General features: G+C 70.8%; 16 protein-coding genes. 5 read left to right on the top strand and 11 right to left on the bottom strand.

Annotated features, from left to right (window positions below; genetic code table 11):
- Positions 1–471 precede the first annotated feature (471 nt).
- The 4 genes from ndk to ABZ909_RS30210 all read right to left on the bottom strand — a co-directional run bounded on the left by ndk (position 472) and on the right by ABZ909_RS30210 (position 5596).
- Positions 472–888, bottom strand: a complete 417-nt coding sequence (ndk, locus tag ABZ909_RS30225; RefSeq protein ID WP_357006180.1) for a nucleoside-diphosphate kinase — start codon at positions 886–888, stop codon at positions 472–474.
- A gap of 159 nt (positions 889–1047) precedes the next feature.
- Positions 1048–1455, bottom strand: coding sequence for a DUF4233 domain-containing protein (locus ABZ909_RS30220; protein WP_357006177.1), 408 nt, complete (start codon positions 1453–1455; stop codon positions 1048–1050).
- Positions 1452–2822, bottom strand: a complete 1371-nt coding sequence (locus tag ABZ909_RS30215; RefSeq protein ID WP_357006327.1) for a folylpolyglutamate synthase/dihydrofolate synthase family protein — start codon at positions 2820–2822, stop codon at positions 1452–1454. The genes ABZ909_RS30220 and ABZ909_RS30215 overlap by 4 nt, the downstream gene beginning before the upstream one ends.
- A 74-nt stretch (positions 2823–2896) precedes the next feature.
- On the bottom strand, positions 2897–5596 hold the full coding sequence (locus ABZ909_RS30210) for a valine--tRNA ligase (RefSeq protein WP_357006175.1): 2700 nt from the start codon (positions 5594–5596) through the stop codon (positions 2897–2899).
- Positions 5597–5921: 325 nt separating this feature from the next.
- Here ABZ909_RS30210 and ABZ909_RS30205 point away from each other — a divergent pair, with 325 nt between their 5' ends.
- Both ABZ909_RS30205 and ABZ909_RS30200 read left to right on the top strand, forming a co-directional pair.
- Entirely contained in the window at positions 5922–6557 is a 636-nt protein-coding gene (locus ABZ909_RS30205; protein WP_357006173.1) for a class I SAM-dependent methyltransferase, read from the top strand.
- Positions 6558–6769: 212 nt separating this feature from the next.
- Positions 6770–7138: a hypothetical protein gene (locus ABZ909_RS30200; RefSeq protein ID WP_357006171.1), complete on the top strand. Its 369-nt coding sequence runs from the start codon at positions 6770–6772 to the stop codon at positions 7136–7138.
- Positions 7139–7252: 114 nt separating this feature from the next.
- On the opposite strand, the gene ABZ909_RS30195 is transcribed toward ABZ909_RS30200, so the two are convergent.
- Positions 7253–8179 carry a YegS/Rv2252/BmrU family lipid kinase gene (locus tag ABZ909_RS30195; RefSeq protein WP_357006169.1) on the bottom strand — a complete coding sequence of 309 codons (927 nt, stop codon included), beginning with the start codon at positions 8177–8179 and terminating at the stop codon, positions 7253–7255.
- On the bottom strand, positions 8176–9753 hold the full coding sequence (locus ABZ909_RS30190) for an FAD-binding oxidoreductase (protein WP_357006325.1): 1578 nt from the start codon (positions 9751–9753) through the stop codon (positions 8176–8178). Before ABZ909_RS30190 ends, ABZ909_RS30195 begins: the two co-directional genes overlap by 4 nt.
- A 128-nt stretch (positions 9754–9881) precedes the next feature.
- Between ABZ909_RS30190 and ABZ909_RS30185 the strand changes: the two genes are divergently transcribed.
- The gene (locus ABZ909_RS30185) at positions 9882–10484 is read left to right on the top strand and encodes a TetR/AcrR family transcriptional regulator (protein ID WP_357006166.1); all 603 of its coding nucleotides are present in this window, start codon (positions 9882–9884) and stop codon (positions 10482–10484) included.
- 48 nt (positions 10485–10532) lie between these two features.
- Positions 10533–12071 carry a glycerol-3-phosphate dehydrogenase/oxidase gene (locus ABZ909_RS30180; protein ID WP_357006163.1) on the top strand — a complete coding sequence of 513 codons (1539 nt, stop codon included), beginning with the start codon at positions 10533–10535 and terminating at the stop codon, positions 12069–12071.
- A 162-nt stretch (positions 12072–12233) separates the two neighbouring features.
- Here ABZ909_RS30180 and ABZ909_RS30175 read toward each other — a convergent pair whose 3' ends face one another.
- Positions 12234–12641 (bottom strand): hypothetical protein, encoded by a 408-nt coding sequence (locus ABZ909_RS30175; RefSeq protein WP_357006160.1) that lies wholly within the window; start codon positions 12639–12641, stop codon positions 12234–12236.
- Positions 12642–12913: 272 nt separating this feature from the next.
- Between ABZ909_RS30175 and ABZ909_RS30170 the strand changes: the two genes are divergently transcribed.
- The gene (locus tag ABZ909_RS30170) at positions 12914–14131 is read left to right on the top strand and encodes an FHA domain-containing protein (protein WP_357006158.1); all 1218 of its coding nucleotides are present in this window, start codon (positions 12914–12916) and stop codon (positions 14129–14131) included.
- A gap of 44 nt (positions 14132–14175) precedes the next feature.
- Here ABZ909_RS30170 and ABZ909_RS30165 read toward each other — a convergent pair whose 3' ends face one another.
- From ABZ909_RS30165 to ABZ909_RS30150, 4 genes are all read right to left on the bottom strand, one after another.
- The gene (locus ABZ909_RS30165) at positions 14176–17268 is read right to left on the bottom strand and encodes an FAD-dependent oxidoreductase (protein WP_357006156.1); all 3093 of its coding nucleotides are present in this window, start codon (positions 17266–17268) and stop codon (positions 14176–14178) included.
- Positions 17269–17369: 101 nt separating this feature from the next.
- Positions 17370–19703 (bottom strand): protein kinase, encoded by a 2334-nt coding sequence (locus tag ABZ909_RS30160; protein ID WP_357006154.1) that lies wholly within the window; start codon positions 19701–19703, stop codon positions 17370–17372.
- A complete protein-coding gene (locus ABZ909_RS30155; protein WP_357006152.1) occupies positions 19700–21406 on the bottom strand; it encodes a hypothetical protein in 1707 nt (568 codons plus the stop codon). Before ABZ909_RS30155 ends, ABZ909_RS30160 begins: the two co-directional genes overlap by 4 nt.
- Positions 21403–22611 (bottom strand): hypothetical protein, encoded by a 1209-nt coding sequence (locus ABZ909_RS30150; protein WP_357006150.1) that lies wholly within the window; start codon positions 22609–22611, stop codon positions 21403–21405. Before ABZ909_RS30150 ends, ABZ909_RS30155 begins: the two co-directional genes overlap by 4 nt.
- Between the last annotated feature and the right edge of the window lie 71 nt (positions 22612–22682).

Here is a 22682-nt window from a genome sequence, read left to right as displayed (position 1 = left end):
CACGCCCGGGGGCGCGAGATCGTAAGTCTTCGCGCCGCGTGCCCCGTTATCACCGGTATCTCGTCGTTCGGGCTAACAGATCACGTGGCGCCTGGTTGGTTGGCTCAACTCCGTGTCACGAGCGTTCATCCAGCGTGCCTGCCCGGCGGCCGAGTCTTGGAAGCCGTCGGCGGCAGCGATGATCGTCCGTCGCTCCGCGGTGTCAATCGAAGGTGATCGCCCCCGACCGCAAACGGCCGGCGTCGGTCACTTCCAGAGCCAGTATCCCACACCGCGTCGGGGCGTCGTGCCCGCGCGGCCCGGAGCGGCCTCGCGAGTCTCACGCGGACCGCGCCGCATCCGACCGATGTGCGGTCGAGGGCCGCCCGCCCGCGCCTGCCTTCCGGGGCGCAGGGGCGGGCTGCTGCCTCTGCCTTCGGGGTCTCCCCCGGACCTATCGAGTGTGTGCGGGGAGCGGTGCCCCGCACGGGTTCAGAGCGTGAATTCCGGGAACCAGAGCGAGATCTCGCGCTTGGCGGACTCGGGCGAGTCGGAACCGTGCACGAGGTTGTACTGGGTCTCGAGGGCGTAGTCGCCGCGGATGCTGCCGGGGACGGCCTTCTCGACCGGATCGGTGCCGCCCGCGATCTGACGGAACGCGGTGATGGCGCGCGGGCCCTCGAGCACGGCCGCGACCACCGGTCCGGATGTGATGAATTCGATGAGCGAGCCGAAGAACGGGCGCTCGGCATGCTCGGCGTAGTGCACGGCGGCCAGCTCGGGCGAGACGTTCACGAGCTTCAGCGCCGCGATCTTCAGACCCTTGCGCTCGATGCGGGTGATGATCTCCCCGACGAGGCCGCGGGCCACGCCATCGGGCTTGATGAGTACCAACGTCTGCTCAGTCACGCGGCAACAGTACCGCCTCCCCGAAACTCCAGCGCACGGCCGGGAGCCGTCACCGGGCCCATTCGCGTGCCGGCGGTCGGGATGCGAAGCAATTCTGGGCGTACCCGACGAGTTACCCCAGGCGCAACGAAATCAGTTGTCACCTGGGGTAACGAGAACTCACGCGCCGGACATGCGCTGGCTGGGCAGCTGGCCCGCGTTCATCCGTTTCTGCACATCCGAGCGCAGGAACAGGATGAAGACCCAGACTGCGACGAAGACCACTCCGATCACCAGGATCGACAGGTGGATGAAGCCGCCGAGCAGCAGGGCCGCCTGCAGGGCCAGGTTGAAGGGGATGGCCCAGGGCCGGCGCTGCAGACCCGCGCCCAGGAACATGACCACGGCCAGGCCGACAACGTAGAGGATGGACCACCAGTGCAGGCCGCCGCCGACCGCGCCGATCACCGGCAGCGCCAGCAGCACGGTGATGGCCTCGAGGACCAGGGTGCCGGCCATGACGCCACGCAGGCCCTTCCACGGGTCGGTGGCGGGCGGCGGGACGTCGGGCGTGGCGTCGGAGGTCATGCGGGATCCTTTCCGAACAGGCTGCGGGCGGCCCCGGCGGTGACGACCGAGCCGGTGATGACTATGCCCGCACCGGAGACCAGTTCGCCGTCCTCGCCACCCTCGGCGAGGGCGATGGCCGTCTCGATGGCGTCGGCCAGGTCGTGGGCGACAGCCACCCGTTCGTCGCCGAAGCGCTGGACCGCGAGGTTGGCCAGATCGTCGACGGGCAGGGCGCGCGGGGAGCCGTTCTCGGTGACGACGATCTCGTCGAAGACCGGTTCCAGGGCGTCCAGGATGCCGCCGGCGTCCTTGTCGCCCAGCACCGCGATCACGCCGACCAGTTTGCGGAAGTCGAATTCGCTGGTCAGCGTGGCCGCCAGGGCCTTGGCGCCGTGCGGGTTGTGGGCGGCGTCGATGAAGATGGTCGGCGCGCTGCGCATGCGCTCCATCCGGCCGGGGCTGACGGCGGCCGCGAATCCGGCTCGCACGGCGTCGATGTCGAGCTGCCGGGACGCGCCCGCGCCGAAGAACGCCTCGACCGCGGCTAGCGCCAGCACCGCGTTGCGGGCCTGGTGCTCGCCGTGCATGGGCAGGAAGATCTCGTCGTAGACGCCGCCGAGCCCTTGCAGCTCCAACATCTGGCCACCGATGGCGACGCGGCGCGACAGCACCTGGAACTCGGCGCCTTCGCGAGCGACGGCCGCGTCGACCTCGACCGCGCGGCGCAGCAGCACCTCCATGGCCTCGGGTTCCTGCTGAGCGATGACGGCGACGGTGTCGCGCGGAACGAGTTCGTCGGCGGGGGCCTTCTTGATGATCCCGGCCTTCTCCCCCGCGATGGAAGTGAGGTCGGGGCCCAGATAGTCGATGTGGTCCAACCCGATCGGGGTGATGACGGCGACCTGGCCGTCGATCACATTGGTCGCATCCCAGCGACCGCCCATCCCGGTTTCCACCACGGCCACGTCCACCGGCGCTTCGGCGAAGGCGGCGTAGGCCATCCCGGTGAGCACCTCGAACTTCGACATGGCCGGGCCGCCTACGGCTTTCGACTGCGCGTCGATCATCTCCACGTACGGCAGCAGTTCGCGGTAGATCTCGACATAGCGTCCGGGCGTGATGGGCGCGTTGTCGATGGCGATGCGCTCGGTGGCCAGCTGCAGGTGCGGGCTGGTGATGCGCCCGGTGCGCCGGTGCAGCGCGGTGAGCAGCGAGTCGATCATGCGGGTGACCGAGGTCTTGCCGTTGGTGCCCGCGACGTGGATGGCCGGATAGGACTGCTGGGGCGAGCCCAGCAGGTCCATCAGCGTCGCGATGCGGGTGAGCGACGGCTCGATCTTGGTTTCCGGCCAGCGCTGGTCGAGTTCGGCCTCGACCAGCGCCATCTCGGCCAGGTCCACCGGCGAGGTGCCGCTGCTCAGCGGGGCGCCTTCGGCGTACTGACGTTCCGGTTCGTCGTTCACTGGGCCGCCAGCTTGGCGATCTCGGCGAGGCGGGCGGTGATCCGCTCGACGTCGCCCTCGGCGATCTCCTTGCGCGCCTTGATCTTCGCGACCACGTCCTCGGGTGCCTTGGCCAAAAAGGCCGCGTTGCCGAGCTTGCCGGTGGTGCCGGCCAGTTCCTTCTGGGCGGCGGCGAGGTCCTTCTCCAGGCGGCGGCGCTCGGCGTCGAGGTCGACCGTGCCGGAGGTGTCGATCTCGACGGTCACCGTGGCGGTGCTCAGGCGCACCTCGAGCGAGGCGGTGGCGGCGAAGTCGTCACCGGCCGGGGTGAGCTTGGCCAGGTTGGCGATTCCCTCTTGCTGGGCGAGCAGGTCGGCGGTGTCGATGCCGTTGAGCTTGGCGGCCACCTTCTGGCTGTCGGCCAGGCCCTGGTCGGAGCGGAAGCGGCGGATCTCGGTGATCAGCTTCTGGGTGTCCGAAACCCGGCGGGCCGCAACCGCGTCGGCGGTGGCGCCGGAGACGGCCGGCCACGCGGAGATGACGATCGACTCGCCCTCGGCGCCCTCGGTGAGGGCCTGCCACAGCGTCTCGGTGACGAACGGGACGGCCGGATGCAGCAGGCGCAGCACGGCGTCCAGGACGGTGCCGAGCACGATGCGAGTACTGGTGGCGCGCTCCTCGGACTCGGCGAACTGCACCTTCGCCAATTCCAGGTACCAGCTGCAGAATTCGTCCCACGCGAAGTGGTACAGACCCTCGAGGGCCTTGCTGAACTCGTAACGGTCCAGGGCCGCATCGACTTCGGTGACGACCTCGTCGAGGCGGTCCAGGATCCAGCGGTCGGTGTCGGAGAGGGTCTCGCGCGCGGGCAGCTCGCCCGGCTGTGCGCCGTTCATGAGCGCGAACTTGGTGGCGTTGAACAGCTTGGTGATGAAGCTGCGCGAGGCCGTCACGTGCGGGGTGCCGACCGAGAGGTCGCCGCCGGGCTGGGCGCCGCGGGCCAGGGTGAATCGGGTGGCGTCGGCGCCGTATTCGTTGATCCAGTCCAGCGGGTCGATGCCGTTGCCGCGCGACTTGGACATCTTCTTGCCGAACTCGTCGCGAATCAGGCCGTGCAGGAACACGTCCTGGAACGGGACCTGCTTCTGGTTCGGGTCCTTGCCGACGGTGAGCACCGGGTCGTCGGAGACGAACATGCCGAACATCATCATCCGGGCGACCCAGAAGAAGAGGATGTCGTAGCCGGTGACCAGCACGCTGGTCGGATAGAACTTGCTCAGCTCGGGCGTCGCGTCCGGCCAGCCCATGGTGGAGAAGGGCCACAGGCCCGAGGAGAACCAGGTGTCGAGCACGTCCGGGTCCTGGACGAAGCCCTCGGGGGCCTGCTCGTCCGGTCCGACGCAGACGATCTCGCCCTCGGGGCCGTACCAGATCGGGATGCGGTGACCCCACCACAGCTGGCGCGAGATGTTCCAGTCGTGCATGTTGTCGACCCACTCGAACCAGCGCGGTTCCTGGCTCGTCGGGTGGATCTTGACGTCGCCGTTGCGGACCGCGTCACCGGCAGCCTTGGCGATGCCCTCGACCTTCACCCACCACTGCATGGACAGCCGGGGTTCGATGGGTTCGCCGGAGCGCTCGGAGTGGCCGACCTGGTGGATGTAGGGGTATTTGCGCCCGACCACACGGCCCTCGGCCTCGAGCCGCTCGCGGATCTTGAGCCGGGCCTCGAAGCGGTCCATGCCGTCGAATTCGGTTCCGCTGTCGGCGATCTTGCCGGTCTTGTCCATGATGGTGGGCATGGGCAGGTTGTGACGCAGGCCGAGCTCGAAGTCGTTGGGGTCGTGCGCCGGGGTGATCTTGACCGCACCCGAACCGAATTCGGGGTCCACGTAGTCGTCGGCGACGATGGGGATCTGGCGGCCGGTGATCGGGTGGTAGACGGTGGTGCCGATGAGGGCCTGGTACCGCTCGTCGTCCGGATGCACCGCGACGGCCGTGTCACCCAGCATCGTCTCCACACGGGTGGTGGCCACGATCACGTGCGGCTCGTCGTCGTTCAGCGAGCCGTAGCGCAGGGAGACGAGTTCGCCCTCGACCTCCTTGTGGTCGACCTCGAGGTCGGAGATGCCGGTCTGCAGCACCGGCGACCAGTTCACCAGGCGCTCGGCGCGGTAGATGAGGCCCGCGTCGTAGAGGCGCTTGAAGATGGTCTGCACGGCGCGGGACAGGCCGTCGTCCATGGTGAAGCGGTCGCGGCTCCAGTCGACGCCGTCGCCGAGGCGGCGCATCTGGCCCTGGATCTGGCCGCCGGACTCACGCTTCCAGTCCCAGACCTTGTCGACGAACAGTTCGCGGCCGAAGTCCTCCTTGGTCTTGCCGTCGACGGCGAGCTGCTTCTCCACCACGGTCTGGGTGGCGATGCCCGCGTGGTCCATGCCGGGCAGCCACAGCACCTCGAAGCCCTGCATGCGCTTGCGGCGGGTGAGCAGGTCCATGAGGGTGTGGTCGAGGGCGTGGCCCATGTGCAGGGTGCCGGTGACATTCGGCGGGGGCAGCACGATCGAGTAGGTGGGCTTGACGCTGCCCGGGTCGGCAGTGAAGTAACCGGCGGCTACCCAGCGCTCGTACAGGTCGGCCTCGACATCGCTGGGGTTCCAGCTCTTGGGGAGGGCATCGGCACGATTACGCGGGTTCTCAGAGGCTGCGCTGGTCACCGGTCGATTCTAAGGGCTGGGATTATCGCCGAACGACCGGGTTTTTCCTAGGCCCGATTTGCCGCCGGAAGGGGGCTGCGATGAATAGCCGAAGGGCGAGGCTTCCGACGGATGAGGGACACCGGAAGCCTCGCCCTCGACGGTCAGCCTACCGCCGTTTCGGGCCTTGTTCCCGGATCCAAAGGCAATTCTCAGGTTCCGGCCCAAATGGGCCAGGGTAGACCAGATTTCGTTGCATCGACGTTGCGTCCGCCGCATTGTTTTCGCGTCGTGACAAGCACATTGCGAGGCCCCGGCGCAGCGGCCGCCGGGTAACCTGTCGAGCATGAATCCGATTGTCTCGCGGGTGATGTCGACGGTCGCCGGGCAGCTGGGAAATCCGCACGGACTGCTGGGCAAGGGTGTGGCGCGGTTCCTCAATCGAGGTAATCGGCCGATGATCGAGGCCGCGGTGGCGGCGACCGAGGTGGCCGCCGGTGACGCGGCGGCGGATATCGGATTCGGCGGGGGCATCGGGCTCACCCTGCTACTGGACCGGATCGGGTCCGGCACGGTGACCGGTGTCGAGCTCTCCCCCGACATGCTGGCGCGGGCCCGATCGGAGTTCGCGGCCGACGTCTCGTCCGACCGCCTGCGCCTGGCCGAGGGCTCCCTCACCGAGCTCCCGTTCCCGGACGCCGCCCTGGATGCCGTGATCACCTGCAACACCATCTATTTCGTGCCGGAGCTGGATCGCGCCTGCACCGAGCTGGCACGCGTCCTCGCTCCCAAGGGCCGCTTGGTGATCGGCATCGGCGACCCGGACGCCATGGCGAAAATGCCTTTCACCCCATACGGATTCACTCTCCGCCCGGTAGCCGAGGTGAAGGATACGCTGGAGCGGGCGGGGCTGACGGTTGATCAGCAGTTCGTGCCGCAGAAGCCGATTCCCGGACACTTGCTCATCGCTCGCCCGTCCTAGTCGACGCTCCGACCATCTGTCGCATTTATCCGGTAAAGTGATGTGACCTGTATCACTTTTGTAAGCTGAAGTGTCATAAATCACTCGAACCTTGCCACGGTTACCTGCGGTGATGTGTTCTGGCTATCCAGCCGGCTCCAGCCGCCACAGTTCACCGCAGTATCGATACAGCTCCGCAGGACATCTCTCCCGCCGCTGGAAAGCGAGTCATCATGCGTGTCCGAACCTTTGCTCTTGCCGCGGCCGCCTGCGCGGGACTCGGTCTGGCCGGATCGGCCGGGGCCGGAACCACTTCCGCCGCAACCCCGTTCGTGATTCCGCAGATCGGCGCGGCGGGGGTGGAGCTCGATCACGGTGAGACGCAGGCCTTGGCCGATAGCCCGGTTCCGGCGCTGATCGACCGGTATGCGCCGCGCAATGCCGTGATCGTGGGGCTGCAACCCGATTCGACTTTCGCCCAGAACGGCAATGCCGTGTTCGCGGACATACCAGCGATCGTCGGTGAGGCCGCGGCGCATCCCGACGGCTCGGTGGATGTGGTGCTGAGCCCGAAGGGTTTGGGCATCTTTCAGGTCTGGTGAGAATTTCAGCCCACCTTCGTCCGACCCCGAACGACACGTGCGCCCCATGCCGAAAGACATGGGGCGCACTGCTTTTGCCGGATCGACCGACCCGTTCGGGCGGTCCGCCGAGGGTCAGGGGACCAGCACGTCCAGGGCGCCCCGGGCGGCGCGGAAGTGCGCGGGGAGCAGTCCCGCCGGGTCGCCGTCGGCGGTGGCGGGCGCGCCGGGAGCGGTCAGGTGGATCTCCCTGGCCTGGTACTGGACCGCGGCCGGATGGTCGATGCGCTTGCCGGAGGACAGGGTCGGGAGCAGGCGCAGCATCTCCAGCCGGGACATGGCCCCGACCACGGTCAGGTCCAGCAGGCCGTCGTCGATGAGCGCGTCGGGGCAGATGAGCATGCCGCCGCCGTAGGTGCGGGTATTGCCGACGGCGACCATGACCGCGTCCAGTTCCAGGACGGTGCCGTCCGGATGGTCGGGTGAGCCGGTCAGTTCGATGCGATAGGGCACGGCCAGCTTGCCCGTGAGTTCGAGCAGGGCGGCGACGGTGTAGCGCATCGGGCCGTTGGGCCAGCGGAGAGCGTTGGCGCGCAGGGTGACTCGGGCGTCGAGGCCGGTACCGGTGACGGTGGCGAACCAGAGGGCGCGGCCCGACTCCTCGGTTTCCACGGTGCCCAGATCGATGGCGCGGGTCCGGCCGCCCACGACCGTGGCCACCGCGGCGTCGGTGTCGTCGGGGACGCCGAGTTCGCGAGCGAGGTCGTTGCCGGTGCCGCCGGGGATCAGGCCGAGGGGGACGCCGGTGCCGACCAGGGCCTGCAGCACCACGCCGACCAGTCCGTCGCCGCCCGCCGCCACCACCGCGTCGGGGCGGGCATCCGGGTCGGCCAGCGCCTTGCGCACCAGCCGTTCGCTCTCGGCGGCCGACTCGCCGCGGATCTCGGTGACCTGGACGCCGTGGGCGGCGAAGCGGTTGGCCGCCTCCACGGCGACCAGCGCACCCTTGCCGTGACCGGACAGCGGATTGGTCACCAGGGCGATGGAGCGGATCGTCGTCACGGAATCAGCTTCCCAGGGTTGAGGATTCCGGCGGGGTCGACGGCATCCTTCACCGCGCGCAACACCTGCACACCCAGATCGCCGATCTCGTCGGTCATCCACGGCCGATGGTCAGCGCCCACCGCGTGGTGGTGGGTGATGGTGCCGCCGGCGGCCACGATGGCGTCGCCCGCGGCCCGCTTGGCGACGGCCCACTGCGCGATCGGGTCCGCGGCCTGCTTGCCGACGACCGTGAAGTACAGCGACGCACCGGTCGGATAGGTATGCGAGATGTGGCACATGACCAGCGCGGGGGTGCCCTGGGCGGTGAGCGAATCGGTCAGCGCCGCGGTCACCTTCGCCTTGAGGTTGGCGAGATCGGCCCAGCTGGTGGCGGTTTCGAGGGTCTCGCAGAGCACGCCCACGTCCAGCAGGGCGTCGCGCAGGTAGGGAGCGGCGAAGCGGCCGTGTTCCCATTCCCGGGCGGGGGCTTCGCCGAGCGCGGTGCCGCCGGCGGCGGCCAGCAGGGCGGCGGCCTCGGCGCTGCGGGCGACCACGTGTGCGGCCGTGCCCTCGAAGGTGGTGACCGCTAGGCAGCCACCGACGGGCGCGCCGCCGATGTCCCCGGCGCGGGCCAGGTTCAGGCCGGTCTCGGCCTCGTCGGACAGGCGCATGACGGTGGGGGCGGCCCCGGCCTGGATGACGGTGCGCAGCGCGTTGGCGCCGGTGGCGAAGTCGGGGAACGACCAGGCTTGGTAGCCGGTGGTTTCCGGGACCGGGTGCACGCGCAGGGTGACGCCGGTGATGATGCCGAGGGTGCCCTCCGAGCCGGAGAACAGTTCGCGCAGGTCGGGTCCGGCGGCCGAGGCGGGGGCCCGACCGAGGTCGAGATCGCCTGCGGGCGTGGCGATCCGGAGCCGCTGGATCATATCGTCGAAGCGGCCGTAGCCGGCCGAGGCCTGGCCCGAAGAGCGGGTGGCCGCGAAGCCGCCGATGGTGGCGTATTCGAAGCTCTGCGGGAAGTGGCCGAGCGAAAGGCCATGGCGGGCAAGCAGTTCCTCGGCCTGCGGGCCGGACAGGCCCGCGCCCAGGGTGGCGGTGCCGCTGATCGGATCGACGTCGGTGAGGGTGTCGAGGCGGCGCAGGTCGAGGGCGACGACGGCCGGGAAGCGGCCGCGCGCGGGATCCAGGCCGCCGACCACGCTGGTGCCGCCACCGAAGGGCACGACCGCGATTCCCTTGGCGGAGCAGTACTTCAGCAGCGCGAGGACCTGGTCGTGATCGGCGGGGAAGATGACGGCGTCGGGCGCGTCCTGCTCGCCGTCGGCGCGGCGGCGCAGCAGGTCGGGAGTGGATTTGCCGCCGGCGTGCAGCAGGCGGTCGCGATGGTCGATCGACAGGTGCTCGGCTCCGACCACCGCGACGAGCCCGGCGTGCTGTTCCGGCGTGAGCGCCGAGGCGCGCAGCGGCACGTCGCCCTCATCGCGACGGGTCACCGGCTCGCCGGACACCCCGAATACCTGTGCGAGCAGTCCCCGAATCTGCTCGGACAGCGGTTTGTGTCCGGATGGGGAGCCCCAGGCGTCCCACACCATACTCGCGCGAACCTGCGGCTCGCCCGGGTTTTCGGTGGACGCGGCAGCTGCTTGTGTGTCGACCATGCGTTACAGTCTGACATAGAATGTCAAGCAGTAACGAGAACTACTCTCCGGTGGTGGCAACCATGAGTTCGACCGAACTATCCTCCGCCGTCGATCGGGCCATCCTCGACGCGGCACGCGCCTGCGTGGCCGAATTCGGCGTCCGGCGCACCACCCTGACCGAGGTGGCCCGCCGCGCGGGCGTCAGCCGGCCGACCGTGTACCGGCGCTGGCCCGACACCGGATCCCTGGTGGCGGACCTGCTGGTGCGGGAACTGCGCGAGATCATCGCCGACACCGCGCCCAGCACGGGCAGCACGCGCGAGCGGCTGGTCGGGGCCATCGTCGGCGGCGGCGCGGTGATGCGCCGGAATCCCCTGTTCGCCAAGATCTTCCGCGCCGATACCGACATCATGCTGACCTACGTGTTCGAGCGGCTGGGCCGCAATCAGCGCGCCCTCATCGACCTGTTCGCCGACGCCATCCGAGAAGGTCAGGCAGACAACTCGATTCGCGCCGGGGATCCCGGGCAGCTGGCCGCCATGCTGCTGCTGATGGCCCAGTCCGCGGTCCAGTCGGCGACCGCCTTCGCGCCGGTGCTGGATGGCGACCACCTCGACACCGAACTCGCTTACGCCCTGCACGGCTACCTGACCCCCACCGGCACCTCACAGGCGACCGAGTAGCTCCGCATTCTCGACGACCGACAGCGGCACTGATCGAAAGGCCTTCCCATGACTTCGAATACGGCTCGGCCCGACTCGTCCCTCAACGCGACACGGCGGCGGCGAGAGCTCTCGACACTCGGTGACGACGCGACCATCGACGTGCTGGTCATCGGTGGCGGCGTCACCGGTGCGGGTGTGGCGCTCGATGCCGCCGCACGCGGGTTGCGGACGGTGCTGGTGGAGAAGCACGATTTCGCGTTCGGCACCAGCCGCTGGAGTTCCAAGCTGGTGCACGGCGGGCTGCGGTATCTGGCCAGCGGCGGGGTCGGGATCGCGCACGAGAGCGCGGTGGAGCGCGACATCCTGCTCACCCGCACCGCGCCGCACCTGACCCGGGCGCTACCGCAGGTGGTGCCACTGCTGCCGAATATCGGTGCGGCACAGAAGATCCTGGTGCGGACCGGCTTCCTGGCCGGGGACGTGCTGCGCCGGGCGGCGGGGACGTCGGCGTCGGTGCTGCCGCGGTCGCGGCGGGTGGCGGCGGCCGAGGCGCTACGGCTGGCCCCGACTGTGCGCCGGGCCGGGCTGCGCGGCGGACTGCTGGCCTGGGACGGGCAACTGGTGGACGATGCGCGACTGGTGGTGGCCATCGCCCGCACGGCCGCCCGGGAGGGCGCGACGGTCCTCACCCGGGTCGAGGCCACGCATGTCACCGGCGACCGGGCCACGCTGACCGATACGCTGACCGGCGAAACCCTGGAGGTGACAGCGCGTTCTGTCGTGAACGCCACCGGAGTGTGGGCCGACCAGGTGGATCCGAGCATCGAACTGCGACCCTCGCGCGGCACGCACCTGGTGTTCGACGCCGCCGCGTTCGGCGGTCTCACCGCCTCGCTGACCGTGCCGATTCCGGGCAGCACCAGTCGTTTCATCTTCGCGTTCCCGGCCGCGCACAACCGGGTCTATCTGGGGCTCACCGACGAGGAGGCACCCGGCCCGGTGCCGGACGTCCCGCACGCCACCGACGGCGAGATCGACTTCCTGCTCGACACCGTCAATACGGTGCTGCGGGAGCCGCTGCGCCGCAGCGATATTCGCGGCAGTTTCGCGGGCCTGCGGCCGCTGCTGCGCACCGGCGACGACAGCACCGCCGACATCTCGCGCGAGCACGCCGTGCTCACCTCCCCCACCGGCGTCATCACCGTGGTGGGCGGCAAGCTCACCACCTACCGGAAGATGGCCGAGGACGCGGTAGATGCCGCGGTGGCACACGCGCACCTGGCCGCCGCCCCGTGCCGCACCCGCAGCCTGCCCCTGGTGGGCGCGGTGTCCGGCGCGGCCCGCGATGCCATCCAGGCCCCGCCGCGCCTGGTCGAGCGCTACGGCAGCGAGGCCGCCGAGGTGCTCGCGCTCACGGAACAGGATCCGGCCCTGGCGGCAGAGGTGGCGCCCGGCATGGACGTCACGGCAGCCGAATTCGCCTTCGCGGTGGCGGCCGAGGGTGCGCTGGACGTCTCCGACCTGCTCGACCGGCGCACCCGGATCGGCCTGGTCGCCGAGGATCGCAAGGCCGCGGAACCGGCCGCGCAGGCCGCTTTCGAGTAGGGCCGGGCGGCCCGCCGCCGAAAGATCTTGCGGCCCGCCGCAGAAAGACCGGGCGGCCCGCCGCAGAAAGACCGGGCGGCCCGCCGCCGAAAGACCGGGCGGCCCGCCGCCGAAAGACCGGGCGGCCCGCCGCCGAGAGAATTGTTCCGTGCGGCGCGGCGCCTAGTTGGCGACGCCGCAGCCGGAGCCGGTCGGCAGGCCGGTGCCGACCTGGATGTCGACGTACGGGAAGACGTCCTGGCCGTCGGGGCGGTGCTGCCAGACCTGCAGGCGGTGCGGCCCGGCGGTGACGGGCGTCCACCGGGTCTGGGCCAGCGAGCCGGAGGGAGTGGCGTAGGCGAAGGGAACCCCGTTGTCGTAGAAGACGACCGGGGTGACCGGGTCGTCGACGATGCCGTCGATGTCGTAGCTGCACCCGGTGCCGTAGTTGGTGGCCGAGCCGAAGCTGATGCCCGGGTCGATGCCGACCCGGGTCGCGGTCGCGCCGGCGGGCGCGGCCAGTCCGGCGACGGTCGCGAGCGTGGCGCAGCCGATCGCGGCGGCGGTGGTGCTGATGATCGTGCCCCTCATGGTTCGGTCCTCATCGGTGACGCCGGAGCCGGATGCACCGGCACAATGCCTCGATCCTCGCGCCCGGATCCCGGCCATGGGCGGCATTCGCGCAAACCGGTGGACGGGTGTCGCCGCGCATCGCGGCGGATGGGTCGTATGCCCGGGCGGCGGAACGGTCCTATGCTTGGCTGCGATGTTGTGGGCGCCGGGAGAGGGAGGCGCGGATGGGTCGAATTCCGACGACGGTCGGGTTGGTATCTGGGGCAGGACTGGTCGCCAGGTTCGGGAATGTGGTCATTCTCCTGCACGGTGAAAGTCCGTCCACGGAACGGATCATCGGTGCGGCGGAGACCGCGGCCAGCGCCGCGGATCCCGGTGTGGCGATTGCGCAGCGGCTGGCGGCGACGGTGTTCACCAGCAGTTCCGCGCAGCCACCGGCCTTCGGTGTGGTCGCACCGACGGCGGGCGGGATCCTGATCCTGCTGCGCGGCGCGGTGACGGCCGGGGTCGACGGCCCGGAGGGCGCCCGCGTGCTGTCCGGCGAACGCGCCATGACCTGGGCCGACGAGATCGTGCGCGATCCGGTGCGGCGGCTCACAGTGGTCGCCGACGGCATGGGCAGCGAACTGCCGCACACCGATCTGCGTGCCGGCGTCGTGGTGGGCGGCGGTTTCGTGCTGCACGCCCCGGTCTCGGGACTGACGGCCCCGCGCGCCACCGAGACCCCGCCGGAGTCCCCGTCGGTCGCCGACCTCACCCGCCGGGCCCCTACCCCGACGCCCTCCCATACGCGTTTCTCGGGACCCATCCCGGCTCGGGGCCCGGAATCCGCTGCCGGACAGCAGGTTTCCCCCAAGCCGCCGGAGCCCGCGGTCGAACCCGTGAATCCCCGCAATGCCGCCACGACGCTGGCTCCGGGCTCACGGCTCGCGGGTGAATCCGGTTCGGATCAGCCTGCGGCGGCGCTCGACAAGCGGGTGCGGATCGAGGCGCAGGCCGACTCCGGACCCGATTCCGGCCGCCCGGCCCGGCGAGAAGATCGCCCCGCCCCCGAGGATCAACCGCCGACGGCGGCGTACACCCCGGACGCCGAGGACATCGGCGAGCCGGAAACCCGCGCCGCCGCCGGTCCGCAGCCGCCCGCCACCTCCGCCATGGCCGCGGCGGGTGGGGCGCTCACCAGTACCGAGGGCGCGGTGTATCCGCTGGATCGGCCGTATGTGATCGGGCGGGACCCGATGATCGACGAGGCGGTGCGGCGGGCGGTGGCCTCGCCCATCGTGATCGCGCGGGATCGGCATGTGTCGCGGGTGCACGCGCGGGTTTTCATCGAGAACGGCCTGGTGTACGTGCGGGACGCGGGGACGCCGGGCGGGACCTTCGTGGCGGCTCCCGGTGCGGCGGACTGGGTTCGGGTGGGGCAGCGGCCGACGGAGTTGAAGGCGGGGTGGAGTCTGCGCATCGGCGAGCGGATTCTCACCTATCGCACGGCGCAGGCCGCCCCGTAGGTCGCAGTGCCGACGAGCTGGCTACCGCGCAGCCGGACACCCCGCTACTGCAATGCGGACCAGTCCCCTCGCTGCAGGGCGTGCCGGGCCGCCCCCGGTATCGCCTTCCGGGCGCGGACGGCCTGCTGGGCGGCGGCCACATCGGTGGGGTGATGGCCGAGCACGATCGCCCCGACCGCGCGGTCGCCGGAAATGACCAGCCGCCGATAGGACCGCCGGGGCGATTCGTCCACCACGATCACCTCGTCGCGCTGTCCCGGCTCGACCTGCCCGATGCTGAACAGCTCCAGGCCGACTCCCTTGAGGATGGTGGCCGGCGTCTCCGCGGTCAGCACCTGATCGCCGCCGAGCGCATTCACCGCTGCGGCCTGCGCCTGTTCGGCGGCGATGGGCCACAGGCCGAGCACACGGTCGCGATGTTCGGCCACGTCTCCGGCCGCGTACACGTGCGGCGCGGCGGTGCGCATGCGGTCGTCCACGAGAATGCCTCGCCGGACCGGGATTCCGGCGCGGGCGGCCAGGTCGGTATTGGGGCGGATGCCGGTGGCGGTGAGGAATACCTCGCACGGCAGGACCGTCCCGTCCTTCAGGACCACGGACCGGACCGGATCGGAGTCCCGGCCGGGCCCGCGCTGCCCGCCGGGTGCGACCGCCCGGGAATCGCCGGTCAGCGCGGCGGTCTCGGCCCGGTGCCGGACCTCGATCCCGGCCCGGGTGAAGTGGTCCAGCACGATGGCCGACGCCCGCGGATCGAGCTGCTTGCCGAGCAGCCGCAACCCGCGTTCCAGCACCGTGACGCGTAATCCCAACTGGTGCAGGGCATATGCGGCCTCGAGACCGAGCAGACCGCCACCCGCGACCACGGCGCGGACGCAGGACCGCTGCTGGGCGTAGGCGCGGATGTTCATGGCGTCCCCCGCCTCGCGGAGCACGAAGCTGCCGGGCCGGTGCAGTCCCGCGATCTCGGGCAGCGCGGCGGACGCACCCGTTGCGAGGATGAGCCGGTCGTAGGGCAGGACGTCGCCGGTGCCGAGGTGGACGCGCTGCGATCGCGGATCCAGGTGTGTGGCAAGGGTATTGAGCCACGGCGTGATGCGGTGGTCCTCGTACCACTGTTCGGGCAGCAGGTGCAGGCCCTGCATGGCGGACCGGCCGGGTATGAGGCGGGAGATGCCCATACGGTTGTAGAAGTCGTGGGATTCCTGGCCGACCAGGTGGATTTCGCAGTCGGGGTGGCCGCGGCGCAGGAAGTCGGCGGCGGTGACGCCCGCGATGCCGGTGCCGATGACGACCAGGCTCATCAGGGAGCGATCGAAGTGGACGGGGCGGTCGCCGCTGCCGTGCCCGGGTTCGGGGGTGAGCGAGACCCGGACGCCGCCGCCGTTCACGCGGGCGCAGCACGCCATGCGGGTGTTGTCGGCGAAACCCAACCGCCGCAGCGTGTTTCGCTCGTCCCCCGTCGGATCGCACAGCTGCTCGGCACCCTCGAGGATCGCGACCGGGTCGGCGCCGCAGACGCCCATGCGGCAGCCCGACTCCAATGGCACGTTGGCCTGTTCGGCGAGGTCGAGCAGGCTCACGCCGAGTTCGGCGGCCACGGTCCGGCCGTCGAAGTCCACCGAAGCCGCTGAGGCGGCGGCGTTGCCGGGATCGGCGCGCGGCCGCGGAAAGGGCAGCAGAACAGGTGCGGTGCGCGCGCCGGTGCTGAGCGCGTACTGGAGTTCGCCGACCCGGGTGCGGGCCAGGAACAGCAGGGTCGCCGCCAGCACGAAAAGGCTGATCGGCCAGCGCAACCAGGCCACGCCCCCGACGCCGGTGATGGTGGTGAACGAGCCGAGCAGCACCGGTCCCGCGAACCAATAGAAGCCATTGAGGGCCACCACCGCGTACACCGCCGACAGCATGGCCGGGCTCACGCCGGTCAGGGCCTCGACGGCGAAGTAGACGCCCACCGCGACCAGCAGGACCAGGCCCAGCGTCAGATACCGTTGCGGCACCGGCACTCCCGGGTATCCGGCCAGCACCATGAACCCGAGCACGAATCCGGGCAGCGCGGCGGCGAACAGTTTGCGCGGCGCGCTCCAGCCGCGGTCCGGATCGGCCATATCGGCCTGGTAGGCGGCGCGCGGCTTGAAGTCGAAGCAGTTCTTGGCGCAGCCGACGCACGGGCGGCAGTGATTGTTGGCGATGGTGACGAACGGTGTCTGCCCGTAGGCGCGCTGCAGCGGGAACAGCGGGCAGATGCTGCTGCACCAGCCGCTCTTGCCCTTGAACACGACACCTCCGGTGAATGCGGCCAGCAGGACCGCGGACAGCACGAGGCCCGTGGCCATGCCGCTGCGGTCCAGGCCCGCGAGGCGCGATCCGGCGATGCCGAAGAACAGGGCGACCGCGATCAGATAGCCGCGCTGCTGCAGCCACGCCGGCGGCGTGAGCGCGCGGGTGAAGCGGAACAGCCGCGGCAGCTGATTGGTGGCGGCCAGCGGACAGGTGTTGCGCCACAGGCCCGGTGCGATGAGGAACAGTCCGGGCAACAGCGGGACGACGATCTTGAAGAAGACGAACAGCCCGCCCGCGGGCCGCACGAACAGCGTGACGATGAGCGCCAGGTAGGCGGTGATGCTCAGGAAGCGCGCCGCCTGCCAGACCGGCAACGGTATCCGGCTCGGCAGTTCGGTGAAGGCGGGGAACAGGTTTCGCTCGCCGGACGGGTCGAGGCCGAGCATCCGGTTGGCGAGGGCCACCCAGCGCGCGGGCGTCGGCTCGTCGCCGGGCGGGCGGGGTATCGCGCCCGACGGCCCGAGCACGGTCTCCGAGGGTTCGTGCTCGTCCGGTTCGCCGGTCGGGGTGTGCAGCACCAGAATCTCGCTGCGGCCCAGGCGCACCACGTCACCGGTGACGAGTTCCCGCCGCCCGGTCAGGGCCACGCCGTTGACCGTGGTGCCGTTGCGGCTGCCCAGGTCGACCACGGACAGGGCCGTCGGGGTGGGCACCAGCCGCAGGTGCTGCCGCGAGACCCCGCCGTCGGCCAGTACCTCGTGGCTGCCGTCGCGCCCGAAGACGATGGGCCCGTCCAGCAGGCGCCGCCGCGCGGGCCGTCCCCATTCCCGGATTTCGATGACCGGCCGCCCCGTCATGTTTCCCGCCCCTTTCCCGGCGCAGTCGTCGATCTCGCTGCGCTCGTGCGTATATCGCCGGAATCCCGGTTCACCATTACCGTCGCGGCGCTGCCCAGAGGTCAGGCGCGCTCCCGGAGCAGTTGCACCCGCAGATAGCGGTACCGCTTGCCGACCCGACGGCAGCCGACGGCCAGGGCCAATCCGGCCGCGACACCGCCGGCGGCGCAGGCGATCACGGTGGGCAGGGCGGGTTCGCGGCCGAGCAGCACCCACGCCGCCCCGACCGCCGCGATCCCGAGCAGTCCCGTGCTGATGGCCAGCCCGACGGTCGCGGCGAAGCGGGCGCTGCCGCGCCGTAGCGTGCGCGCGTTCGATTCGGCGTATGCGGCGGCGAACAGCAGGAGCAGCAGGATTCCGATGGCCGTCGCGGTGGTCGTGGCCCGCTGCCGCGTCCGCACCCCGAACCGATAGATGGCAATCTCGGAACCCGCACGGGACAGCGACAATTCGCCGGTCAGCCGCCCCGCGAGCACGTACTGGTGCACCGGCGCGGACAACTCCCCCGACCCACCCGGCAAAGCCGCCCGCTGTCCCCCGGCCCGCACACCCAGCACATCCACCGACAGCTTCGCCTCATCCGCGTCCGCCCCGCTGACAGTGATCGGCACCGGCTTGGACAGATCGAGATCCACGGTCCCCGAGGCGGGATCCACCCCGTCGATCCGAATCATCCCCGCGGGCGGCACATTCCGCTCCGGCGCACCCACCCCGAGCACCGCAGCCACCCCGGTCACCGCCACCAACAACGCCGCCATCAGCAACGGCACCCGAGGCGATGGCAGCGTGACCACCCGCTGCACCGGCACCAGCTCCGCCCGATCCACCTCCGCCAGCCGCACCCCACCACGCTGAATCGGCTCACGCGGCCGCATCCGCTCCATCGGTGCGGAAGCCCCGGGCCCGAAACCCCCACCCTGTCCGGGATCTTGCCCCGGCTCGAAACCTCCAACCACCCCGGAACCTCCACGTGGTCCTGGACCTCCACCCGGCTCGAAACCTCCGCCCGGTCGCGGACCGCTTCCATGCCCGAATCCGGCTGGGCCACTGCCGAACCCGTGTCCGGCAGGCATTCCGCCTCCGCCCTGTCGCTGGGGCGCAGCGGGCCCGCCGTGCGAGGCGGGTGCTGGCACGCCTCGGTCGGCTCGCCGTGTCGGTTCCGAGCGGGGGTCGGCGGGTGGCGGCGCAGCGCTACCCGGCCCCGCGCTCGGGCTCGAGGACGATCCGTGCGATGTGGCGGGCCCGCCGGGGGTACGGCGAAGCTCTTCCCGGGACATCGAGTCGGCGGTGGGTGTGTTCGGCGGGTGGTGCGGGCGAATCGGTTGCGGCGGAGGCGTGATCGGCCCGGAGCCGCGGTCGCGGGTCAGCGCACCGGGTAGCGGGGTGTAGGGATCGTGGGAGCCGGGTCTCGGGGGTGGGGTCTGTGGCGTGAAGGCGCCGGGGGTACGCGGGCCGCGGGCGCTGCCGGTGGCGGCGGCCACGATGGTGTCCGCGCCGATGACCGGGATGCCCACGGGGGTGAGCCAATTCGCGCCCCAGAAGTGGGCGGCGGGCTCGGCGATGGCGACGCCGAAGGTTTCGGCGGTGTCGTAGCGGTCGGCGGGGTCGGAGGCCAGGCCGCGCATGACCGCCTCAGCGATGGGCTGGGGGACGAACGGGGCCACCTCGGTCAGGGGGATCGGGTCGCCGTAGGCGTGGGCGAAGAGCAGGGACAGGGCGTCGGGGCCGGGCGGAAAGGGCAGTACGCCGGAGAGCAGCTGGTAGAGCATGGTGGCCAGGGAGTAGACGTCGGTAGCGGGTGAAAGCCCTTGGCCGCGCACCTGTTCCGGCGCGATGTAGGAGGGCGTGCCGATGATCTCGCCCGCCCGCGTCACCAGCGTGTCCGCGCCGCCGACGATCTTGGCGATGCCGAAATCGGTGAGCTTGAGTGCGCCATTGGCCGCGAACATGAGGTTGGACGGCTTCACATCCCGGTGCAGGATGCCGCCGCGATGCGCGGCGTCGAGCCCGGCCGCGCACGACAGCGCGACCGCTACCGCCGCGGTCGCGTCGAATCCCGTTGTGATGAAACGGTTCTCGACGGTGCCGCCGGGCAGGTACTCCAGCACCAGCAGGCACAGGTCGTCGTGCTCGATGTAGTCGTAGACCGGCGCCACGTGCGGGTGGTCGAGCCCCGCCATCATCCGCGCCTCGGCGACGAACCGCCGCCGCACCTGCATATCGTCGGCGAACTGCGGCGGAATCTGCTTGATCGCGACCCGCCGGTGCAAGCCGCGATGCACGCCGGCCAGCACCACCCCGCAACCGCCACGCCCGATCTGCCCGCCGACCTCGTACCCCGGCAGCACCGCCCGCACCCGGGCCAGCTCGGCATTGCCGGTATTCGCCACGCTCATCGGCCCGCACCCTCCGGCCGGAAGCCCGGTCCGCCGGGCCCGCTGCGCAGTGTCGGCTCGTCCCCCGGATCCGCCGCCCGGTCTCCCGGGCCGGGGTCGTTCTTTCCACCGGCGGGATCCCGCCCGATCGTCGGATCCCCGAGCCCGGCCCCGGACCGCGGCCGCTGCACCCCGCCGGGATATCCCACCGTCGAATCATCGACGCCCGCCGCCGAATACCGGAATCCTTCGCCACCCGGTGTACTGACCGTCGGCAGCCCATCCGACCCCGCCATACGTGGGCTGGTTCCGGCCTGCGTCTCGGGCAGACTCCCCGAGTCCAGCGGATCCGTTGCCGCAGTGCCACTTTCAGCGATCTCGGGCAGCATGGCCGACGCCAGCGGCCCTCCGCCCGGATACCGGCCGCCCCCGATTCCCGGATGCGCGATGCGGGTCGTCTCTCCACTCGGGTAACCGCCGGGAATCGGGCCGGACGCGGGTCCACCCGGGAAGACCCGCATCGCGCCCGGAATCCCAGCTGGACCGACCTGCGTCGCGGCCTCTTCCGGATCGGGCCCGCCGGGCGGGTGATACGGCACGAACTCCGGTGCGCCGGAGTCTGGTTGAGCACGAATGTCGAGGTCCGGGTAGGTGCCGCCCGGGATTCCCACCGCACCGAGGTCACGGAAGGTGCCGCCATAGGGCGGATTGGGGCCCGCCGCGGCAGCATTGGCATCGAGTTCCTTCGCGGCCGCGAGATCTTCGGGGTCGAGGCCGAGATCATCGGACTGCCGCGGGGTGGGCGAGAGGTAGCCGGCCACGAAGAACAGGGCGGCGGTGGCACCCGCCAGGGCGAGCCACAGGGCGGTGCCGGGCACCCACCAGCGCGCCACCGAGCCGGTGAACCCGATCATCAGGCCGATGCCGAGGCCGGGCGCGAGCAGGCGCAGGCCGCGCTGCCAGCGATTGGCCGAGAGGCGATGGCGCGCAACGGTCAGGGCCGCGTCGACAATGGCCAGGGCGGTCAGGACCGCGATGATGATGCCGAACAGCCCGTACACCGACGCGAGCGAACCGCGCACATCGACGACGGTGTGTACGGCGGTGAGCGGTCTGCCGTCCGCGCCGATGAGCGTGAGGTCGGAGCCGATGAGCCCGGTCGCCTGCCCGTCCAGCCCGGCCGGATCCAAGCGATAGGTGAGCTTCTCGGTCCTGCCCGCCGCGACCGTCAGTTCGACTGTCGTGGAATACGAATAGAAGTTCAGGCCGAGCACGTGCCCGGCGAGATCGACCCGGCGAACCGACACCGGATCAGCGGTCCCATTGGTCACCTCGACGACGACCTGTGCAACCCGCTTCGGATCCAGGCGCACCGGATGCCCGGCATCGGCGCCGGCAATGGCCCGGCCGTCGAGGGTCGCGGTCGCGCTCACGCCGGTGGCGGCGCGGGCGGGTCCGGCCACGAAGACGACCGCCACGACCACGAGGGCGACCATGAGCAGGGCGCCGACCACGGTCGCGCCGATCGCCCGGTGGCCTCGGACACGAGTGACCGGCCGCGATTCCTCCTCGGCGCCAACAGGTTCGGCGGGTCGCTCGGCGGCCGGCCAGCCATCGTCCCAGCCGGTATCGCGTTCCCACCGGACGCATCGGTCACTCGCGCACCGGAATTCCGGCAAGCTGGGCGGCTGCACCTGGTGCGGCGCGGGCGTGCGACTGGTCATCGGGGCCTCCGTGCCGGGAGATGGGAGATCAGGCGGTGGCCGTAGAACCAGCCGCCGACGAGCAGGAAGAACAGCAGCACCGTCATCGTCGCCGCGCCGCCGCCGACCTGACTGACGAGCACGATGTCCAAGGGCGCGGCCAGCTTTCGCCCGCACTCGGCGGTCACCTCGTGCTGGCCGATATCGGTGCCGCCGGTGGCGAGGGTGGCCGCGAAGCCGCCATCGGCCCGGGCCGTGGTGTCGGCGGCGGTGGACCCGCCAATCGACAGCTTCACGTCCGCACCGGGATCACAGCCGGTGCCGCTGGCCTGCACCGGCGCCCCCGGCGCCACCGCGGGCGGCTCGAGGGAAAGCCCTGCCGTCTGCGCGGGAACAGGAGTGGTCGAGGCGGGCGGCTTGGCTTCCGAACTCGGCGGAACCGCCGCGGTGGTGGTCGGCGGCGGCGCGGCGGTCGTCAGCACCGGCGTGGTCGGCACCGGATAGGGTTGCGGCTGCGGCTGATTCCCGCCCGGCGTGGTGCCGGGAGGTACGACGGCAGTGACGCAAGTTCCGTTCGCGGGCTTGACCGAACCGTCCGGACAATACTGCGGCTGCGCCGACGGGCACACCCCGCTGGAGGGTTTCACCGAGCCATCCGGGCAATACTGCGGCTGAGCGGACGGACACACCCCGCTCGACGGCTCGACCGAACCATCGGGGCAATACTGTGGCTGCGCCGACGGGCACACCCCGCTGGAGGGTTTCACCGAGCCATCCGGGCAGTACTGCGGCTGAGCGGACGGACAGACTCCGCTCGCGGGTTTCACCGAGCCATCCGGGCAATACCGCGGCTGCGCCGACGGACACACCCCGCTCGCAGGTTTCACCGAACCGTCCGGGCAGTACTGCGGCTGGGTGCAGGTGGTCCGGCCGCAGCCGGTGTCGCCGCCGCTGTCGCACGAGTCGCCGCACTGGCCGCCGGGATTTGTCTTGCCGTTGCCGTGGCCGGGCGGGCCGTCGTGGGTGCCGGTGCAATCGGTGTAGGTGCAGTCGTTGCCCGGCTGCTGGGTGGCGACCGGCGGCGGATTCACCGTGGTGGGAGGAACTTTCACCGGTGCGCGCTCCTGCGGCGCCGGGACGGAGACGGTGGTGAGCGGAACGGGTTGGGTGGCACCCGGATTCGCCAAGCCGATGCCGGCCGGAAGCGCGAGCGCGATGGCCACCACGAACAGCAGAACAAGGTGTAGGGTCCGGGGTGAAAGTCTCACCGCGCGGGCCAGTTTCGCATGCCGGTCCC

Origin of the sequence: Nocardia sp. NPDC046763 (genome assembly GCF_040645495.1) — a bacterium.
Lineage (GTDB): Bacteria > Actinomycetota > Actinomycetes > Mycobacteriales > Mycobacteriaceae > Nocardia.
The sequence above is the reverse complement of the archived record's forward strand: the minus strand, read 5'-3'. Positions and strand labels throughout refer to the sequence as shown.